The following is a 16,995-nucleotide window of genomic DNA, read 5'->3' as shown; positions in this document are numbered from 1 at the left end:
TCATAGAGGATCTTGAAACTAAATAAAAAATGTACAAGAATTTAAAAATGTTTTGTCTTTATTATTCAGGTAGCAATTTAGACTATTCCTTATATGTAAAAAAACGCTATTCTTTTGTTAACCACATACACGAAAGGATGGCGTTTTTGTATGAATTTATCGATTTTAGATGAACTAGAATTGTTTTCTAAAGAATTACAACGATATATGTCACCACATGTTTTAGAACAGTTAGCTAGAGAGATAGGATTTGTTCAAAGAAAAAGTAAATACCGTGCTCAAGATTTAGTGGCTCTATGTGTTTGGTTAAGCCAAAATATAGCTCATACTTCATTGATACAATTATGTAGTCGCTTAGAAACGAATACAGGTATTTCTATGAGTCCAGAAGGACTCAATCAACGATTTAATTCTCAGGCTGTGCAGTTTTTACAACAAATATTAACCTATTTACTCCACCAACAACTCTGTACATCTAGTAAGATTTCAACTTTATATACAAACCATTTTCGCAGTATTCGTGTATTGGATTCTACACATTTTCAGATTCCAGATAAATTTGCTTCTACATATCAAGGTTCAGGAGGTAGTGGTCATAGTGCTGGTGTAAAAATTCAACTAGAGTACGATTTACTTAGTGGTCAGTTTTTACATGTCCATGTAGGGTCTGGAAAGCACAATGATAAAAATTATGGTTCTACTTGCTTAACGTCTCTTCAACCGCGCGATGTATGTATACGTGATTTAGGATATTTTGATTTGAAAGACCTGCATACGATAGACGAGTGTGGTGCTTATTTTATTTCTCGATTAAAGCTGAATACTCGTATATATCAGAAGAATAGAGAGCCTGAATACTTTCAAAGTGGAACAATAAAAAAACACTCTGAGTACGTCCAACTAGATATGGAGCAATTTATTGACCAATTACAGTCTGGTGAAACATATGAGATTCCTGAGATTTATATTGGAATGTATCAAAAACTTCCTGCAAGACTTATTCTGTATAAATTAACTGAAACGCAAATGAAACGTAGACAAAAGGACTTAGCTGTTAAAGAACACAAGAAGCAAATCACCTATAAAGAACGCAGTAAGCGACTTAGTGCAATCAACTTCTACATTACGAATATCCCTTCGGAATACCTACCAAAGGAACAAGTATACGATTTTTACTCCTTACGATGGCAAATTGAATTGATATTTAAAACATGGAAATCATTTTTTTGTATTCATCATTGTAATTCTGTAAAATTAGAACGGCTAGAATGTCATTTATATGGACAATTAATAAGTATCCTTCTTTGCTCCTCCACCATGTTTCAAATGCGTCAATTACTCCTCACCAAGAAGAAACGAGAGCTGAGTGAATATAAAGCGGTTTATATTATTAAAGATTACTTTCTACTTCTTTATCAAGCTCTACAAAAAGATACTCAAGAACTATCAAAAATCTTGCTTCGTTTGTTTAATTTTTTGCAGAAAAACGGAAGGAAATCTCATCGATATGAGAAGAAAACAGTCTTTGATATATTGGGTGTCATATACACTTGTTTCGTTACTCATAATCATGTAGCTTAATTAAAAAAATGAAACCCGTTAGGGTTTATTTGGTATGCAAATTTTTAGATAGCTGATATCACTTCTTTAGAAAACAGAAAAAATCTAGTTGAACGAACTTTTACTTAATCTTAGGTTGATGGGCATGGGGTACCGCCCACATTTTAACGAAAATATACGCTAAGCAAATTTCGACATGAAAGAAGCCGATTTTTCCTACGCTAAGGAATCATCGGCTTTATTTTTATAAGATTTAAAGCTGTTTTAATCGATCAAGTGACTGTCGAGTAAATAATGAGTACTTGTTCCAATATTGGAGTCACCGGGTTTTACAAATACTTAATTCGTTTAACTATCCGGAATAATTGTAATGGCGATGGTCCTAAATGGAGCCTCTATTTCGTTGCCCTTACTCTGGGTCTGGTAATATTTTGTCATTAATTCATTTAATTCGTTTTGAAATTTTATAAAGTGTTCCTCATCTATCTTCAATTCCACTACAGAAAAAGTAGCACTATCCTCTTGGTGGTTTTGTTCATCTAATTTCTTAAGATAACTTTGATATTGCGTCATAAGTGATAACTGGTAATAGGAAATGTAGTCTAACTTTTCCTTACTCGATAGTTCCTTCCATTCACTCCCGTCAATTTTTGCTTCTTCTTCATTTATTGCGTAATATTTTTCGGAAACAGATTTCACCTTTTTTTCTTTAATCACACGGACAATACCAGAATCAACCATAGTTTGTAGATGTCTATATAGAGTTGCTTGGGGTACATCTTTAAGGATTTTTACCATTTCTAATGGTGTTAACCCATTTTCTCTATTTCTCATTAATGCTTGGCAAATTTTTATTCTTACCGGATGCATTAATATTTCAGCTTTATTACTCATCCAATCACCTTATTTTTTATTAAATTTAATTCTCATTATAAATAATGAGAATTATGATTGCAATACATACACACTTCGTTTATCATTATTGATAATGAGAATGAACTTAAAAGGAGAATGATGGGAATGCAACTACATTATGGATTAAATGACTTCAAAGACATTGACCTTATGGCTATTCTGCCCATTTTATTGCCAGTTATTTTTGTGGGAATGCTTTTAGTTTTAATTGCATTAATTGATTTATATCGTCATAGGAAGACAAGGAAAAATGTGCTTATATGGACGCTAATTATTCTTTTTGTTAGTATACTTGGACCTATTTTGTATTTTGTTATAGGGAGAAAGGATAGTGAGAGATCTTGAAACTAGAAATTAGAAATGTAACAAAATTATTTAAAGGGAAAATTGCTGTCAATAATTTCTCGATGGAACTGCAATCAGGGGAATGTGTCGGTCTAATTGGACCAAATGGAGCCGGCAAATCCACATTAATAAAAGTGATTTCAGACATTATTAATTCAGACGCAGGTGAAGTTTTATTAAATGGCAAAAAAATATCAAAAATGAAAAGAGAAATTGGTTACCTACCGCAGTACCCTAATTTTTTTCATTGGATGACAGCAAGAGAAACCCTTACGTTTATGGGGCAACTATCAGGATTGAAAAAAGAAGTATTAACAAACTTGATACCGGAAATTCTGACAAAAGTTGGACTAATGGGTGAAGAAAATTCAAAGGTTGGTACATTTTCTGGTGGAATGAAACAACGACTCGGTATTGCACAAGCCTTACTACATAAACCTTCGCTTATTGTCATGGATGAACCGGTATCTGCGTTAGATCCAATCGGTCGAAGAGAGGTATTAAACCTGATTGAAGAAATAAAAAAAGATACAAGCATTTTATTATCCACCCATATATTAAGCGATGCGGAAGAAATCTGTGAACGATTTGTCATTATAAAAGATGGAACAAAAATAGAAGATACAACGATCACCGAGCTTTTAAACCGTAATAGCGAAAATAAGTTAATTGTGGAAATCACTGCGAAGGATCAAAAGTGGATTGACGTTGTAAAAAAACTCCCTTATGTGAAAGGGGTAGAAGTTATCGGGCTTAAAGTTAAAATTAAAGTTGAAAACATCGAAAAGAACAAAAATATATTGCTAAAAAATGCACTCGAACATAAAGTAGACATCGTTAAATTTGAAATGAATAACGATACTTTAGAAGAAATCTTCTTAGAATTGGTGGTGCAGAAATGAATAACTTAATTGTACTGATAAAAAAAGAATTTGTTCAGATGGTACGTGATTTTAAAGTAATTTGGTTACCGATTGTTTTTATCTTTTTAGGGGCAACTCAGCCGATAGTAACTCATTACTTGCCATCAATTTTAGAAGCATTGGGCGGTGGTCAGGGAATTACCATTGATCCGAGTATGACAGCACAAAAAGGAGGCGAAGTACTAGCAAGTACTTTAGGATCTCAATTTGATCAGCTTGGTATTATGATTCTTGCAATTTCTATGATGGGTATCATTCAAACAGATAAAGCCAACGATATGCTGGCCTTTATTTTAACACGGCCTGTATCCGTTACTTCATATATTGGGGGGAAAATAATATCAAATTATTTTGTGGCAGCTTTTAGTGTAACGAGTGGATACTTTGCTTCTTATCTATATGTAAATTATCTTTTTACTGCTGTTCCATTTTCACACATGATTACTGGATTGGTATTTTATCTAGTATGGGTTCTTTTTATTGTATCTTTCACAACAATGATAAGTACTATTTTTCACAGTCAAGGTATTATCGCACTAATTTCAATTATTTTTCTTATAGGTTGTAGAATAATCGTTGGTTTGAATCCAATAATGGATCAGTTAAATCCAGCCAGTATGAGCAAACATGCAATGGAAACACTAATCACGGGATTAGTAAATTCAAACGTAATAGGCAATGTACTTCTAACACTCGTTTGGATTTTATTGACACTTTTTGTAACGAATTATTGGATTGCTAATAAAAAATTTAATCATGAATAAGTAGAGAATAACCATGATGATAGTATGAGATTTTTGGCTCTGTTGCAAAGTTTGAAAAAACATAAATAGATTGGTAAATGAGGAAAAAGGATTAGGAAGTAGCTAGTAATTGCTGAAGTTCATTGTATGTTGAAAAAGCGGAGTCTCTTTGCAGACTTCGCTTTTGTTTATATAGCGCATGAATGGTATTGATACCTTTTATCCTATGTGAAGGGGGTTCGGCCGAGATACTACAAAGATTACTGATGTCTTATTAAAAAAATGATTTAGACTGAAAATGTGTTTTACTTAGTTAACAATAGTTCTTAGCTAGTTTAACTGTTAGGGGTCCCGCCCCATCGCCATTAACTTAAGAAATTGATTGTTTCCCAAAACGAAAAAAACGAGCTGAACTCTCATAAATAACTGTAGAAGGTAAAAATTTCGTTATGGGAGTGTCTCAAAATCTTAGCTTGATTGGCGGTATCCCTATTTAAAACAAGTGCATTGATAGAAATGTTAAAGAAATAAAAAGTCTCAAAAACGGAGGTTTTTGAGACTTTTTTATGCTTTTTATTTGATATTGAAATAATGCTATGTTATCCGTCTCAAAACTTGTCTTAAAATCAAAATCTCATTATTCCTTTATTTTATGAGTTATGAGACAATACAAAAGTATATGGAGGTGATAATTTGTTAATTGGCTACGCTCGTGTGTCTACACATGATCAAAATTTGGATTTACAGAAAGATGCTCTTATACAAGCTGGGTGCAAACGGATTTTTACTGATGTAGTAAGTGGATCTATCTCATCTCGCTCTGGATTAGATGAAGCTCTTGATTACGTACGCGAGGGCGATACATTAGTAGTTTGGAAATTAGATCGCTTAGGTCGTTCCCTCAAGCACCTTATTGAAACCATCAATATATTAAATGAAGAAGGAATTGCCTTTCGAAGTCTTCAAGAAAATATGGATACTTCTACAAGTGGAGGGAAACTCATTTTCCACGTATTCGGAGCATTAGCTGAATTTGAACGAGAAATGATTCAAGAACGTACACAAGCTGGATTGTCAGCCGCTCGTGCACGTGGTCGTCTGGGTGGGAGACCTAAAGTGATGGATACAACCCAGGTTTCTATGGCAAAATCTTTAATGAAGGATCCAAATTATTCTACTGAAGATATATGTAACACCTTAGGTGTTTCAAGAGCTACATTGTATCGATATCTGCAGAAAGCGAAATAACAAATACAAAGGGGATGACTTCTAATGTATGTGAGAGTAAGAGAACTTCTTACAGCAGAAGAACGAAAGCAATATATGCAAATCCCCTCTGATATAAGCGAATGGATATTAAGTACATACTTTTCTTTCAGTCAGCATGATATCAAAATCATTAATCGCCATCGGAGGGACTATAATCGTCTAGGTTTTGCTATTCAATTAAGTGTTTTACGATATTCAGGATGGCCCTTATCTGATGTAGGAGATATTCCGAATGTCGTTTTAGAATTTGTAGCTACACAAATTGGTGTAAATACAGAAGATTGGGGACTCTATGCTCAACGAGACGCTACACGATATGAACATATAGAAGAGATTCGAAAAGAATACGGTTTTCGTAACTTTACAATTGCTGACTATCGAAAGTTATCTAAATTTCTTCAACCACATGCATTAAATAATGGAAATACAACATATCTCATTGAAACAGTATTGCAAGAACTCCGTACTTGGAAGATTATACTTCCTTCGATGGCAATTATAGAACGAGCAATATGGGAAACACGTAAACGAGCAGAGAAAAGCATATTTAAGATGCTAACATCATCTTTAACCTTTTCACAAAAGGAAAAACTAAGTGGGTTGCTCCATTTCATGCCTAACTCTTCAAAAACTTATTTAGCTTGGTTAAAAGAAGTACCTGGTCAATTTTCACCAGAATCTTTTTTAAAGGTTATTGAGCGCTTAGAATACATAAAAGGACTACAGTTAAACATTAATACAAAAGGGATACATCCTAATCGACTACGACAACTGTCTCGAATGGGAGCACGCTATGAAGCTTTCTCATTTCGAAGGTTTAAAGAGATAAAAAAGTATGCCATATTGGTAGCTTATCTATTCGATTTAACTCAGGATTTAATTGATCAAGCTTTTGAGATTCATGATAAACAAATGATGAATCTTCAATTAAAGGGAAGAAAGCAGCAAGAAGAGATCCATAAAAAAAACGGAAAAGCGCTAAATGAAAAAATTCTTCATTATGCAGACTTAGGAACTGCATTAATTAAAGCTAAAGAAGAAAATATGAATCCTTTTGTGGTATTAGAAACAGTCATGCCCTGGGATAAATTTGTAGCTTCTGTAGAGGAAGCTAAACAACTGTCTCGACCTATAAATTATGATTATCTTGATTTATTAGAAAGCCGATACAATTACCTACGAAAATATACTCCTACATTACTTAGAGCCTTAGAATTTCAGTCTACAAATTATGCTAAGTCTGTATTAAATGCTTTAGACGTCATCCGTGAACTAAATGACTCAGGAAAACGTAAAGTATCACAAGGAGCCCCATTAGCTTTTGTTTCAAACAGATGGCAAAAACATATATACGACGAAGATGGAAACATTAATCGACATTTCTATGAATTAGCTGCATTTACCGAACTACGAAATTATGTACGTTCTGGAGATATTTCTATTGTGGGAAGCCGGCAGCATAAAGATTTTGATGAATACTTAGTACCATCTCAAGATTGGATTGATAGTAAAGAAATAGGGACACGCTTAGCAGTTGCTACACATGCCGATGAATATATAGCGGAACGAGCACAAACTCTATTAAAGCGAATTGAAACATTCTCTAACAATGCTCACTCATTAGATGGAGTTGATATTGACAAGGGAAATCTACATCTCCAGCGTTTGGAAAAGGATACTCCAGAGGAAGCCAAACAACTAAGTGCCAAACTCTATCACATGTTACCTCGGGTTAAGCTTACAGACCTACTTCTAGAAGTAGCGAGCTGGACAGGCTTCGAGCAGCAATTTATTCACGCATCCACAAACAAACCACCTAAAGGGGAAGAAATCATTATTTCTCTTGCTTCACTTATGGCTATGGGAACAAATATTGGACTTACGAAAATGGCAGAAGCTACACCAAATATCTCTTATCATCAGTTAGCTAATGCAAGTCAGTGGCGTATGTACGATGATGCATTAAATCGTGCACAAGCAATATTGGTTAATTTTCAGCATCGGCTACCCTTGGCTTCTTACTGGGGTGACGGTACTACTTCATCATCGGACGGAATGCGGGTTCAAATTGGGGTATCCTCTTTGAGCGCTAGCTCGAATCCACACTATGGATCTGGTAAAGGAGCGACTATATATAGATTCGTAAGTGATCAATTTTCTTCCTTTTACACAAAAGTTATTAACACGAATGCAAGAGATGCTATACATGTGATTGATGGGTTACTTCATCATGAATCTGATTTAATGATTGAAGAGCATTATACGGATACAGCCGGCTATACTGACCAAGTATTTGGCTTAACTCACCTGTTAGGATTCCGTTTTGCACCTCGATTAAGGGACTTATCGAGTTCTAAATTATATACAATTGGTTCACCTAAAGATTTTTCAAATATAGAAGGTCTTATACGGGGACAAGTGAATATGAAATTGATCTATGAAAATTATGATGACGTTTTACGTATAGCCCATTCAATTCGAGAAGGAAAAGTGTCCGGTGCACTAATTATGAGCAAGTTAGGTTCTTATACCCGCCAGAATAAAGTAGAAAAGGCTTTAAGAGAAATGGGTAGAATTGAAAAGACTATCTTTATTTTAGATTATCTTTCAGATAAAACGTTACGTAGAAAAGTTCAACGAGGATTAAACAAAGGGGAAGCAATGAATTCACTAGCAAGAGCAATATTTTTTGGGAAACACGGAGAATTCCGTGAACGTGCTCTCCAAGACCAATTGCAACGAGCAAGTGTATTAAGTATTCTCATTAATGCCATCATTATATGGAACACCGTATATTTAGGTAAGGCTGTAGAGATGTTAAGAAGTACGCATGGGTTTAACGAAGAACTATTAAAACATATCTCACCACTAGGATGGGAGCATATCAACTTTTTAGGTGAGTACCGATTTAATAAGAAAGATACTACAACGTTAGAATCTCTTCGTCCTTTACAACAAGTCTAAAAATAAGAGCCGGATTTTTCTTAGAGTAGAAAATCCGGCTCATTTTATGTCGAAATTTGCTTAAAGTATATTTTCGTTAAAATGTGGGCGGGACCCCTAGAAGTGGGAAACTTCTTTTGGGTGAAAGTTAAAAGTCTGACAGATGCTGATTGAGAAATTCGGTTCTGTTACAAAGTTTCCGAAGATATAAAGAGATGGGGAAGGTTATGGACCAGTTTTATGAAACTATTAATAATTCATGTAATGCGTTATACGTTGAAAAAACGAAGTTTGGTTGAGGACTTCGTTTTTGTTTGTATATAGCATGAACAGTTTCTATACCTTTAATAGTACGTGAGGCATGGCGAAGACTTTGAAATCCTAAAGAACGGGAGAATCGACGTTTCACATGCCGGTGATCTTGCTCAATGATATTATTGAGGTACTTGATTGTACGATGAAAGGTATTTTTGTAAAGACCTATCTCTTTTAATTTTTTGAATGCGGAAGCTAAAGAAGGGGCCTTATCTGTCGTCAGAACCGTTGGTTCTCCAAAAGATCGAACAAGTCTTTTCATAAAAGCATATGCTGCTTGTGTGTCCCGTTTTTGACGAAGTTGAATATCAAGTGTTTGTCCCTCTTTATCGATTTCTCGATATAAATAACACCATTTCCCTTTCACCTTGATATGGTTTCATCCAAACGCCAAGATAACAATGTGTTTTTGTTTTTCTTTTTCCAAATGTGGTAGATAAGTTTTCCATATTCATGAACCCAGCGCATGATAGTTGTTGGATGAATAGAAATAGTTTTGAATTTCATTTTGTAGCAAAGGAAACCCCGCTTATCAACGGGGCTTCTAAAGGTATTGTGTCAAGTAACGAATTACTAGACTAAATTACCATAACATGAATTATATAGAAATAATATTGGTAAATGTGTCCAATTAAAAAGAGTGAATAAGGTTTCACTAAATACTTTGATATTAAGGGGAAATTTCTAAAGTAAAGGAAGATACAAAAAATAATTCCACAAACAATTAGTTATCTGCACCCGAAAGGGTGCTTTTTTGATGGTTATATATATAATTTACAAATGTTAAATTTTGGAGCGGAAAAATAAAAAACCACTCAGAGTGTTTTCTTAATCTCGCATTGCCCCTGCCTCCCGGGAAGTTATTGCACCTTGTCCTTCGCTTACATCTTTTTGAATTTCTTGTTTTACTTTTTTTGCATCAGTTCCAGCAAAATCCGGTTTCATAATAGAACCCAAATTCTCTTTAGCTTTTTTATGATTTTGCATACAAGTCCTCCTCAATTTATTATTTAACAATCTTATTATTTGCAAAAATACACTCGGTATATCCCGAGTAGTTGAGCGTATAGTGTATAAGTGCTATAATTATAAATAAATCTATATATATTAATTGATATACAATAACATAAGGACACACCTGCGTGCTATTAAAATAGCATGGGTGGGTCCTTTTTTGCGTGTACATATATTGATTAATACAATAAGAGAGAGATAATGATGAAAATTAAATCTAAAATTATTGGTGCAGCAATGGCAACCATCTTACTTATGGGTGGAGTAACATCTCATGCTGCGATTAATGTTGGCTGGACTCAAGTGAATGGGGCCTGGTATTTATATGATGCATCAGGTGTAGTTAAAAGAGGTTGGGGGCAAGACAGAGGGAACTGGTACTTACTTGACCAATCTACGGGAGAAATGAAAAAGGGGTGAGTGCAGGACGGCGGAAATTGGTACTTACTTAATCAATCCACAGGAGTAGTCAACAACCCGCCACTTAACACCCTTACGGGTCATTTGAAGTGGGGGCTTGCGTCTGTCAAAGTCCGACTGACAGTGCTTCTACCCTCGTAGAGAGCAACTACGCTTATTCCTACCCAGTAGTGCAAACGAGCAACGCTCTCCTACCTTAGTGTGGTGGAACATAAGGACGGTTGACTTCGCCCTTACTACAAGAGTCATACCCAAGTAGTACCGTCAAAAACGGTTTCGTATACGTTAAAGATTTTATAGTTACAACGTATTCCTGTAACCAACCTCATATCTTTAGTTGTTAAAGAACGAATAAGAGTGCCTTTTACGCAACGGTTTTCTCTTATGTTCCAATTATAACAAAACGAAAGGAGAAGGAAAGGTAGATGTTTCAGATACTTAATATGGTACAAAATCTTACGATTTTTAACGTACCGTATCTGACGGCAATTCCTCCCCCACTTATCGTTGGGCTACACCCTGCACATGATTGAAGTAGGGGTATCCTTGCCGATTTTAGATGAAAACGGGCTTGCGACTTTAGTCGTGGGAGTCTCAATTAAGATGTATTCAATACCGTCCCAACCATATGAAACTTCATCTACTTCCAATCGGTCTAAATATACAAGTATTTCGATTTTTTTGAATTTTATTGATATTGTTGGTAATCAATCATATAATGGAAGCGCATACATTATTTAACTACTATAATATTTAAAATGTAAGGAGGTAATAAAATGCCAAAAACTATGTTCAAGCTTGATTTGAGTAAACCAATGGAAGAGCAGCTACATCCCGGTCACAATCGCTGGCATCCGGATATACCTGCTGCCTTTTCCGTTGAACCAGGTACATCGTTTCGGTTGGAATGTAAGGATTGGACAGACGGGCAAATTAAAAATGATGATAATCCCAATGATATCAGGAATGTGAACTTAGCACGCGTTCATGTATTAAGTGGACCGGTATATGTAAATGGCGCCCAGCCGGGAGATTTATTGGTAGTTGATATTTTGGATATTGGGGCATTTCAGGGTGAAGAATGGGGCTTTAATGGGATTTTTGCACGAGAAAATGGTGGAAGCTTCTTAGTCGATGAATTTCCTGAAGCGGCAAAGTCTATTTGGGATTTCGAAGGTATTTATACCACTTCCAGACATGTGCCAGGTGTGAAATTCGCTGGCATCATGCACCCAGGGCTAATAGGTGTTGCGCCTTCAATGGAGCTTTTGCAAAAGTGGAATGAAAGAGAAAAAGAGCTTAGAGATACAGATCCTAATCGTGTACCGGAATTAGCCACCAGACCAAATCCTGAGGCAGCCGTCCTTGGAACGCTAAAAGGAGCAGAGTTTGACCGGGTCGCCATGGAAGGAGCAAGAACGGTCCCACCAAGGGAAAACGGCGGAAATTGTGATATTAAAAACCTGTCGAAGGGGTCAAGAATTTACTTCCCGGTTTTCGTTAAAGGGGCCAAGCTTTCAGTTGGCGACCTCCATTTCTCACAAGGTGACGGAGAAATCACTTTCTGCGGCGGCATTGAAATGGCGGGTTGGATTGACCTCAAGGTAGACGTCATTAAAGGTGGTATGGAAAAGTATAAAATTACAGAAAACCCAGTTTTCAAACCGGGGCCTGTTGATCCTCATTATTCCGATTTCTTAGTGTTTGAAGGGATTTCCGTAGATGATAGGGATGGGAAACAGCATTATTTAGATGCTAATTTGGCTTATCGCCGAGCTTGTTTGAATGCAATTGAATATTTAAAATCCCAGGGGTATACAGGAGAGCAGGCATACATGATTTTGGGTACAGCTCCGGTTGAAGGAAGAATTAATGGAATTGTAGATATTCCAAATGCCTGCTGTACCATTGCGATTCCAACGAAAATTTTTGAAAAAGATATTTTACCGAAAATAAATAGAGGGGAAAGGAAATAACATGCCCAGTTACACATTTCATTGCCCCGATTGTGGAGAATTTACATTATTCTTTATATCAATGACAGGAAATAAAGATAAAGCTGTATGTCCTGATTGTGCACTTGAATCAAATCGAATCTATTATGCTCCTAATCTCTTTTCCTACTCAAAAGAGATACGCACCCGAATTGAAAAAGGTATGGAGCCACGCAGAATGACGCGCGAAGAATTAGGTCCTAAACAGACAACAAGGAAGAAAGTAACTGCTAATCGCCCGTGGCAAGTAGGGAATTAAAAAAAGCAAAGGGGAGGGTTCTACCTTCTTTTGCTTTTTTTAATTAAAAATAAAATAATGATGAAAGGTTTTAAAACCAAATCATAAGAATTTAAGAATCCTAAATTTGCTATAACTTTGGCAAACTTAGGATTCTTTTTTCTTGTGGTAAATTTATATGAACTGAAATATTACAGAGCAGCAGCACGCCTTCTATTTTTCCATTGTACTTCAATTACATCGACATATGGTGTAATTCTCTCCATAAGCCTTGCTGCCTTCATCTTTTCTTCTCCAGTATTATAAGTGTACGATAGATGATGTTCCAATTCAGAAATAGATAGATTAGATGTATACACAGTTGGCAATCCATTAGCCGAACGATACTGTAAAATCGAACCCAAGATATCATCTCGTAACCAAGTGCTAATACATTCTGCGCCTATATCATCTAGGATAAGTACAGGCGTTTCTTTTATATAATCAATTTTCTCTTCTACTGTACCTTCCTTTATGCTAGAACGTAATTCTCTGAAAAAATCAGGGACATATACGAAAGTAGAAGGGATGGTGTGCTTCGCTAGTTCATTTGCAATAGCAGCTGCAAAGAAGCTCTTTCCAACTCCAAAAGGTCCATATAAATATAATCCTTTTGTTCTAATCCCTTGAATTACACCAGATGTAAAGTCCAAAGCTGCTCGTATAGCATGCAAATGTCCTAGTTCATCTGTTTCTATATCACTGAATTTTACACTTAACACATTTTCAGACACATGGACACTTCGAATACAATTTTTCTGAGCTTGAATCCGCTTATATTCAAGCATAAAAGGACAGTATTGATAGGTTAATTCGAAACAATTTCCTTTCTTATACTTGGCGTATCGATTACTTTTCTGTATGTAGGAGGCATGGCCATGTATTCTATTTTTACATTCATGTAAACCGGAACAACCACTACACCCTCGTTTGATCTCATTATATTCGACAAAAACAGTTAGATTATCTATTATATCTTGCTTAGTTACGCTTGGATTTTCACACAGGTAGCTTTAAATCGATGGTGAATCTAATAATCGATTCGTTTATTCCTCTAGTTTAATAGCAAGTGATTCAGCAAATTGGCTTCCTTTTAATACATCTTTAATGCTTTTAATTCCATTCATCCTAATCTACCTCAATCGGTGTATTTGCAGTATTATTATCAATTCTTATAATTAAGTAACTGTTTTTAACGAAACCAACGCCTCACAAGCCACTTTGCATCATCCGTCTTTAATAACAACAATATTTCTTCTAATTCCTTATCAGAAGGAATTATGAATTTTTTAGGATCTGATTTCCTTTTAGGGGCAAATTCTTCGATGAATTTCATTTGGTAGTAGTCTTGCGTTCGTTCCATAATAGATTTTGGATATTTACTAGATTGTAATTGAACAATAGGAATCAATTTAAAAGATAATTTACTATTTGTATGTATTTCTTGAGACCTTATTACAACTGAAATGCCGTATTTGATATGGTGAACTGCTGTCAAAGGATTTTGAAATTCTGTGTTTACAAGTCCCGTTTCAGAGCAAATAAAACAGGGGAATTTCTTAATACCAATTACTTTCTTCCCTATACAAATAGGGCACATTTTTTCCTTTTCATCTTTCTCAAAAATAACCGTATTATTTTCCTTATCAATTTTAAAAACGACTCCATCGCCTGTCTCGATATCTAAGTACTCACGAATTGATTTTGGAATAGTGGTTTGACCTTTGCTAGATACAGTGTATTTAACCATAACATGCTTCACCTCAACCTCGTCTTCTTTACTTTTTCTCTACCTCCAAATAAAATTGTAAAGAAAAGTAAAATGAAAATCAACATTTTATGTATATATATGGATTAAATAATTTTGAGAAAGCCTTTGAAGGCATAGAGAAGACATTTTGAAAATAGATTGATCAAAATAGTTTCTTCTCTAACAAATTTCTTTTCGATTTTTCTAATTTAGCAAAACTTCTTGAAAAAATGCCAGTCATTGGAGATTAAAAAAGATAGCATGCCTAGTTGAAACATGCTATCTTAGATTTATTTTTCCGTAATATGGGATTTTTTATTTATGAAATTTTAATGTGCCAGTAGGAAAGAATACATCTTCTTTTTTGCCACATTGATTACACGTAATATTAAGGGCAAGAATGGAGAAATTTATTTGTTTAAAAATCATGCATTTCGACACCGTTACGGTGTTAATTTGATTAATAACGGAATGAATATCCTTCATGTTCAAAAACTGATGGCACATGCCAGTCCTGAAATGACACTAGTCTATGCTCAAATTCATGACCAGACACTCCGTGAAGAATGGGAAAAGGCTCGAGACAATGGCGCAGTAAGACTAGATACTCATGGAAAAGTTATTTTCGCCGATTTAGTTCAACAGGCTGAAGAAAATGGAGTTGAACTGGAGTGGATACGTCACAACATGGACTCCATTCGTTTAGATCATGGTTTTTGTATAAAAAGCCCAAAACTTCATTGTGATTTTCTTGAACAGACATTGGAACCACCGTGTATTAAAAACAACTGCCGGAGTTTTCACGTAGACAAGACTTTTCTCGACTATTATCAGGAACAGATATCTAAAATGGAAGCTGATATTGAAGTATACAAAAAATCTGGAAGGCTACGTTCCATTGAGTTAATTGAACCCAAATTAAAAAGATATAAAGAATTAGCAAGTGATTTACAACATAATGGTGGTATCTTTGGTTTAGATAAAACTAGACCTGAGTATGTTGGAGATGAACGTGAGAAGGTGCTGCAAAATGTCTAATGAAAACCCAAATACCGAAGGTATTATAAAATATGCGAAGTTGAAAACGGAAACGACCATTCAAAAAGTTGAAGAAGCGATCAAAAAAATGATTAAAAAACAAATGAAAAGAAATTTTAACTCTGTATCTGCAGAATCAGGGGGTTCAAAGGCATTTCTATACAGAAATACAGAAATCCGAGATCGAATCGAAACGCTTCGCAAACAACAAGAAGGTCTCCTTTCAATAAAACAAGTTAAAAGAAATATGAGTGACGCATCAAAAGATGTAATTATTACTTCCTTACGGAAGCGAATCAAGGATTTAGAAAATGAAAATTAGGAAATTAAAGAACAATTGAAAATTCAATTTGGAAAGATTTATGAGGAAATTTAGTTCTAACGATTTTCCCTCCTTTATTTGACTTTTATGTGTTGGATGTCTTTTATTCCGCAATCGGGCCAGATTGCAGAACAACACCTTTAAAGCAAATTGGATGTTTATGCTAAATCATGGTGAAATTATCAAGGTTGTACTTAAACTAAAGCAGCTAATAAAAGCTCATTGTTATGCGATTAAAGCCCCCTTAAATATCTTTATTCCATATACTGGTATGATTTATAATCGGTATTAGGTATTGATATATATAACGTGTTAGTCGTTATAGTACGTTTTATTTGTAAATAACTTCTTTTACGGCCAAGTCAGTGTGAAGTCATTTTCAAGAGAAGCTCGGAACGACATTAATATATATCGATTTTTTTAAAAGGAGGCGTTAATGTGAAAAAAATGATGATGGGCACTCTTTTTCTGTTTTTTATTATTGTCTCTGGGTGCAGCCACTCTCCCACAACCTCCGGCGGACATGCCGTGATTGACTGGGTGGATTTCATCAAACTCAATGGCCACAGTTATCAAGCTATTTATACAGGGACTCTCTCTGACCCATCCCTTGTGGGAAAGGAAATCGGTACCGTAAAATTCAGGGTTTCCGATAATGTGACTAACCCGAACTACAAGATAAAGGATGGGGATGCTGCCTTCCTTGAAAAAGGGACGAAAATTTATGAGGTAAAAGAAAACCCTGATTTGGTTGCCGTAAAAGACCAGGAAGCAATCGGCGGTTATAGAGTCTATTACCGTGACCGTGGATCCTACAACTACCATTTCAAGAATCTGAATCAGGACGAAGTGGAAAAAATACAAATCTACGAGGAGCATGGCGACACCAAGCTTGAACATCGGCTTTTATCGACCTTGACGGATTCATTCCAAATTAAGAACTTCCTCGGTTTACTAAACCAGGGGACGGAAAACGATGACTTTCGGTATGATCACAGTCATCCTGATCAGAAAGTCTTCAACATTGTTTTTTACACAAAAAAAGCGGTCGCCTATCGATACAACATTTTTTATAACGGCAAGGAGTATGGATGGGCCCCTTGGAGCCAAGAGGTTCTTCCAGTTTCAATTGAAGAGTTCCTGAAAACCAAGCAGTTCAATTAACTG

At 35.4% G+C, this 16,995-nt stretch carries 15 protein-coding genes and 3 pseudogenes; 12 read left to right on the top strand and 6 right to left on the bottom strand.

Annotation, left to right across the window (positions count from 1 at the left end; translation table 11 throughout):
* Positions 1 to 150 precede the first annotated feature (150 nt).
* Positions 151 to 1,581, top strand: coding sequence for an IS4 family transposase (locus AB1284_RS26165; protein ID WP_429762065.1), 1,431 nt, complete (start codon positions 151 to 153; stop codon positions 1,579 to 1,581).
* Positions 1,582 to 1,908: 327 nt separating this feature from the next.
* On the opposite strand, the gene AB1284_RS26160 is transcribed toward AB1284_RS26165, so the two are convergent.
* Positions 1,909 to 2,454 carry a transcriptional regulator gene (locus AB1284_RS26160; RefSeq protein ID WP_306200607.1) on the bottom strand — a complete coding sequence of 182 codons (546 nt, stop codon included), beginning with the start codon at positions 2,452 to 2,454 and terminating at the stop codon, positions 1,909 to 1,911.
* Positions 2,455 to 2,580: 126 nt separating this feature from the next.
* On the opposite strand from AB1284_RS26160, the gene AB1284_RS26155 reads away from it, so the two are divergent.
* The 3 genes from AB1284_RS26155 to AB1284_RS26145 are packed head-to-tail and all read left to right on the top strand — an operon-like array spanning position 2,581 to position 4,507.
* Positions 2,581 to 2,820, top strand: a complete 240-nt coding sequence (locus tag AB1284_RS26155; RefSeq protein WP_098198184.1) for a PLD nuclease N-terminal domain-containing protein — start codon at positions 2,581 to 2,583, stop codon at positions 2,818 to 2,820.
* A complete protein-coding gene (locus AB1284_RS26150; RefSeq protein WP_429762064.1) occupies positions 2,817 to 3,722 on the top strand; it encodes an ATP-binding cassette domain-containing protein in 906 nt (301 codons plus the stop codon). Before AB1284_RS26155 ends, AB1284_RS26150 begins: the two co-directional genes overlap by 4 nt.
* Positions 3,719 to 4,507: an ABC transporter permease gene (locus tag AB1284_RS26145; RefSeq protein WP_429762063.1), complete on the top strand. Its 789-nt coding sequence runs from the start codon at positions 3,719 to 3,721 to the stop codon at positions 4,505 to 4,507. The genes AB1284_RS26150 and AB1284_RS26145 overlap by 4 nt, the downstream gene beginning before the upstream one ends.
* Positions 4,508 to 4,598: 91 nt before the next feature.
* Here AB1284_RS26145 and AB1284_RS26140 read toward each other — a convergent pair.
* Positions 4,599 to 4,718 (bottom strand): annotated as a pseudogene (locus tag AB1284_RS26140) (IS6 family transposase); the annotation flags it as partial.
* 461 nt (positions 4,719 to 5,179) lie between these two features.
* Between AB1284_RS26140 and AB1284_RS26135 the strand changes: the two are divergent.
* Together AB1284_RS26135 and AB1284_RS26130 are read left to right on the top strand one after the other, a co-directional pair.
* Positions 5,180 to 5,734 carry a recombinase family protein gene (locus AB1284_RS26135; protein WP_429762062.1) on the top strand — a complete coding sequence of 185 codons (555 nt, stop codon included), beginning with the start codon at positions 5,180 to 5,182 and terminating at the stop codon, positions 5,732 to 5,734.
* A gap of 24 nt (positions 5,735 to 5,758) precedes the next feature.
* Positions 5,759 to 8,719 (top strand): Tn3 family transposase, encoded by a 2,961-nt coding sequence (locus AB1284_RS26130; RefSeq protein ID WP_429762061.1) that lies wholly within the window; start codon positions 5,759 to 5,761, stop codon positions 8,717 to 8,719.
* A gap of 217 nt (positions 8,720 to 8,936) precedes the next feature.
* On the opposite strand, the pseudogene AB1284_RS26125 reads toward AB1284_RS26130, so the two are convergent.
* Both AB1284_RS26125 and AB1284_RS26120 read right to left on the bottom strand, forming a co-directional pair.
* Positions 8,937 to 9,505: pseudogene (locus AB1284_RS26125) on the bottom strand (IS6 family transposase); the annotation flags it as partial.
* 336 nt (positions 9,506 to 9,841) lie between these two features.
* Entirely contained in the window at positions 9,842 to 10,000 is a 159-nt protein-coding gene (locus tag AB1284_RS26120; RefSeq protein ID WP_429762060.1) for a hypothetical protein, read from the bottom strand.
* A gap of 228 nt (positions 10,001 to 10,228) precedes the next feature.
* Here AB1284_RS26120 and AB1284_RS26115 point away from each other — a divergent pair, with 228 nt between their 5' ends.
* The 3 genes from AB1284_RS26115 to AB1284_RS26105 all read left to right on the top strand — a co-directional run bounded on the left by AB1284_RS26115 (position 10,229) and on the right by AB1284_RS26105 (position 12,700).
* Complete coding sequence (locus AB1284_RS26115) at positions 10,229 to 10,447, top strand: hypothetical protein (RefSeq protein ID WP_429762059.1); 219 nt, start codon at positions 10,229 to 10,231, stop codon at positions 10,445 to 10,447.
* 776 nt (positions 10,448 to 11,223) lie between these two features.
* Positions 11,224 to 12,423: a formamidase gene (gene fmdA, locus AB1284_RS26110; RefSeq protein ID WP_429762058.1), complete on the top strand. Its 1,200-nt coding sequence runs from the start codon at positions 11,224 to 11,226 to the stop codon at positions 12,421 to 12,423.
* A gap of 1 nt (position 12,424) precedes the next feature.
* Positions 12,425 to 12,700 carry an FmdB family zinc ribbon protein gene (locus AB1284_RS26105; RefSeq protein WP_377882077.1) on the top strand — a complete coding sequence of 92 codons (276 nt, stop codon included), beginning with the start codon at positions 12,425 to 12,427 and terminating at the stop codon, positions 12,698 to 12,700.
* A gap of 170 nt (positions 12,701 to 12,870) precedes the next feature.
* On the opposite strand, the gene dnaI is transcribed toward AB1284_RS26105, so the two are convergent.
* Complete coding sequence (gene dnaI, locus AB1284_RS26100) at positions 12,871 to 13,725, bottom strand: primosomal protein DnaI (RefSeq protein ID WP_429762122.1); 855 nt, start codon at positions 13,723 to 13,725, stop codon at positions 12,871 to 12,873.
* Positions 13,726 to 13,910: 185 nt separating this feature from the next.
* Complete coding sequence (locus AB1284_RS26095) at positions 13,911 to 14,468, bottom strand: AbrB/MazE/SpoVT family DNA-binding domain-containing protein (RefSeq protein WP_429762057.1); 558 nt, start codon at positions 14,466 to 14,468, stop codon at positions 13,911 to 13,913.
* Between the two features lie 387 nt (positions 14,469 to 14,855).
* Between AB1284_RS26095 and AB1284_RS26090 the strand changes: the two are divergent.
* From AB1284_RS26090 to AB1284_RS26080, 3 genes and pseudogenes are all read left to right on the top strand, one after another.
* Positions 14,856 to 15,506, top strand: a pseudogene (locus tag AB1284_RS26090) (tyrosine-type recombinase/integrase); the annotation flags it as partial.
* On the top strand, positions 15,499 to 15,828 hold the full coding sequence (locus AB1284_RS26085) for a DUF6262 family protein (RefSeq protein WP_429762056.1): 330 nt from the start codon (positions 15,499 to 15,501) through the stop codon (positions 15,826 to 15,828). The pseudogene AB1284_RS26090 and the gene AB1284_RS26085, both read left to right, overlap by 8 nt.
* Before the next feature lie 438 nt (positions 15,829 to 16,266).
* Positions 16,267 to 16,992, top strand: coding sequence for a hypothetical protein (locus tag AB1284_RS26080; RefSeq protein ID WP_429762055.1), 726 nt, complete (start codon positions 16,267 to 16,269; stop codon positions 16,990 to 16,992).
* Positions 16,993 to 16,995: the final 3 nt, after the last annotated feature.

This window comes from Bacillus sp. S2(2024) (assembly GCF_050474045.1).
Lineage (GTDB): Bacteria > Bacillota > Bacilli > Bacillales > Bacillaceae_G > Bacillus_A > Bacillus_A yunxiaonensis.
The sequence above is the reverse complement of the archived record's forward strand: the minus strand, read 5'-3'. Positions and strand labels throughout refer to the sequence as shown.

What these genes read in the sequence shown, in the direction of transcription:
- AB1284_RS26120 (WP_429762060.1), bottom strand. Translation starts at nt 10,000, where the DNA reads ATGCAAAATCATAAAAAAGCTAAAGAGAATTTGGGTTCTATTATGAAA.
- AB1284_RS26085 (WP_429762056.1), top strand. Translation starts at nt 15,499, where the DNA reads ATGTCTAATGAAAACCCAAATACCGAAGGTATTATAAAATATGCGAAG.
- AB1284_RS26160 (WP_306200607.1), bottom strand. Translation starts at nt 2,454, where the DNA reads ATGAGTAATAAAGCTGAAATATTAATGCATCCGGTAAGAATAAAAATT.
- AB1284_RS26095 (WP_429762057.1), bottom strand. Translation starts at nt 14,468, where the DNA reads ATGGTTAAATACACTGTATCTAGCAAAGGTCAAACCACTATTCCAAAA.
- fmdA (WP_429762058.1), top strand. Translation starts at nt 11,224, where the DNA reads ATGCCAAAAACTATGTTCAAGCTTGATTTGAGTAAACCAATGGAAGAG.
- AB1284_RS26155 (WP_098198184.1), top strand. Translation starts at nt 2,581, where the DNA reads ATGCAACTACATTATGGATTAAATGACTTCAAAGACATTGACCTTATG.
- AB1284_RS26145 (WP_429762063.1), top strand. Translation starts at nt 3,719, where the DNA reads ATGAATAACTTAATTGTACTGATAAAAAAAGAATTTGTTCAGATGGTA.
- AB1284_RS26115 (WP_429762059.1), top strand. Translation starts at nt 10,229, where the DNA reads ATGATGAAAATTAAATCTAAAATTATTGGTGCAGCAATGGCAACCATC.
- AB1284_RS26105 (WP_377882077.1), top strand. Translation starts at nt 12,425, where the DNA reads ATGCCCAGTTACACATTTCATTGCCCCGATTGTGGAGAATTTACATTA.
- AB1284_RS26130 (WP_429762061.1), top strand. Translation starts at nt 5,759, where the DNA reads ATGTATGTGAGAGTAAGAGAACTTCTTACAGCAGAAGAACGAAAGCAA.
- AB1284_RS26165 (WP_429762065.1), top strand. Translation starts at nt 151, where the DNA reads ATGAATTTATCGATTTTAGATGAACTAGAATTGTTTTCTAAAGAATTA.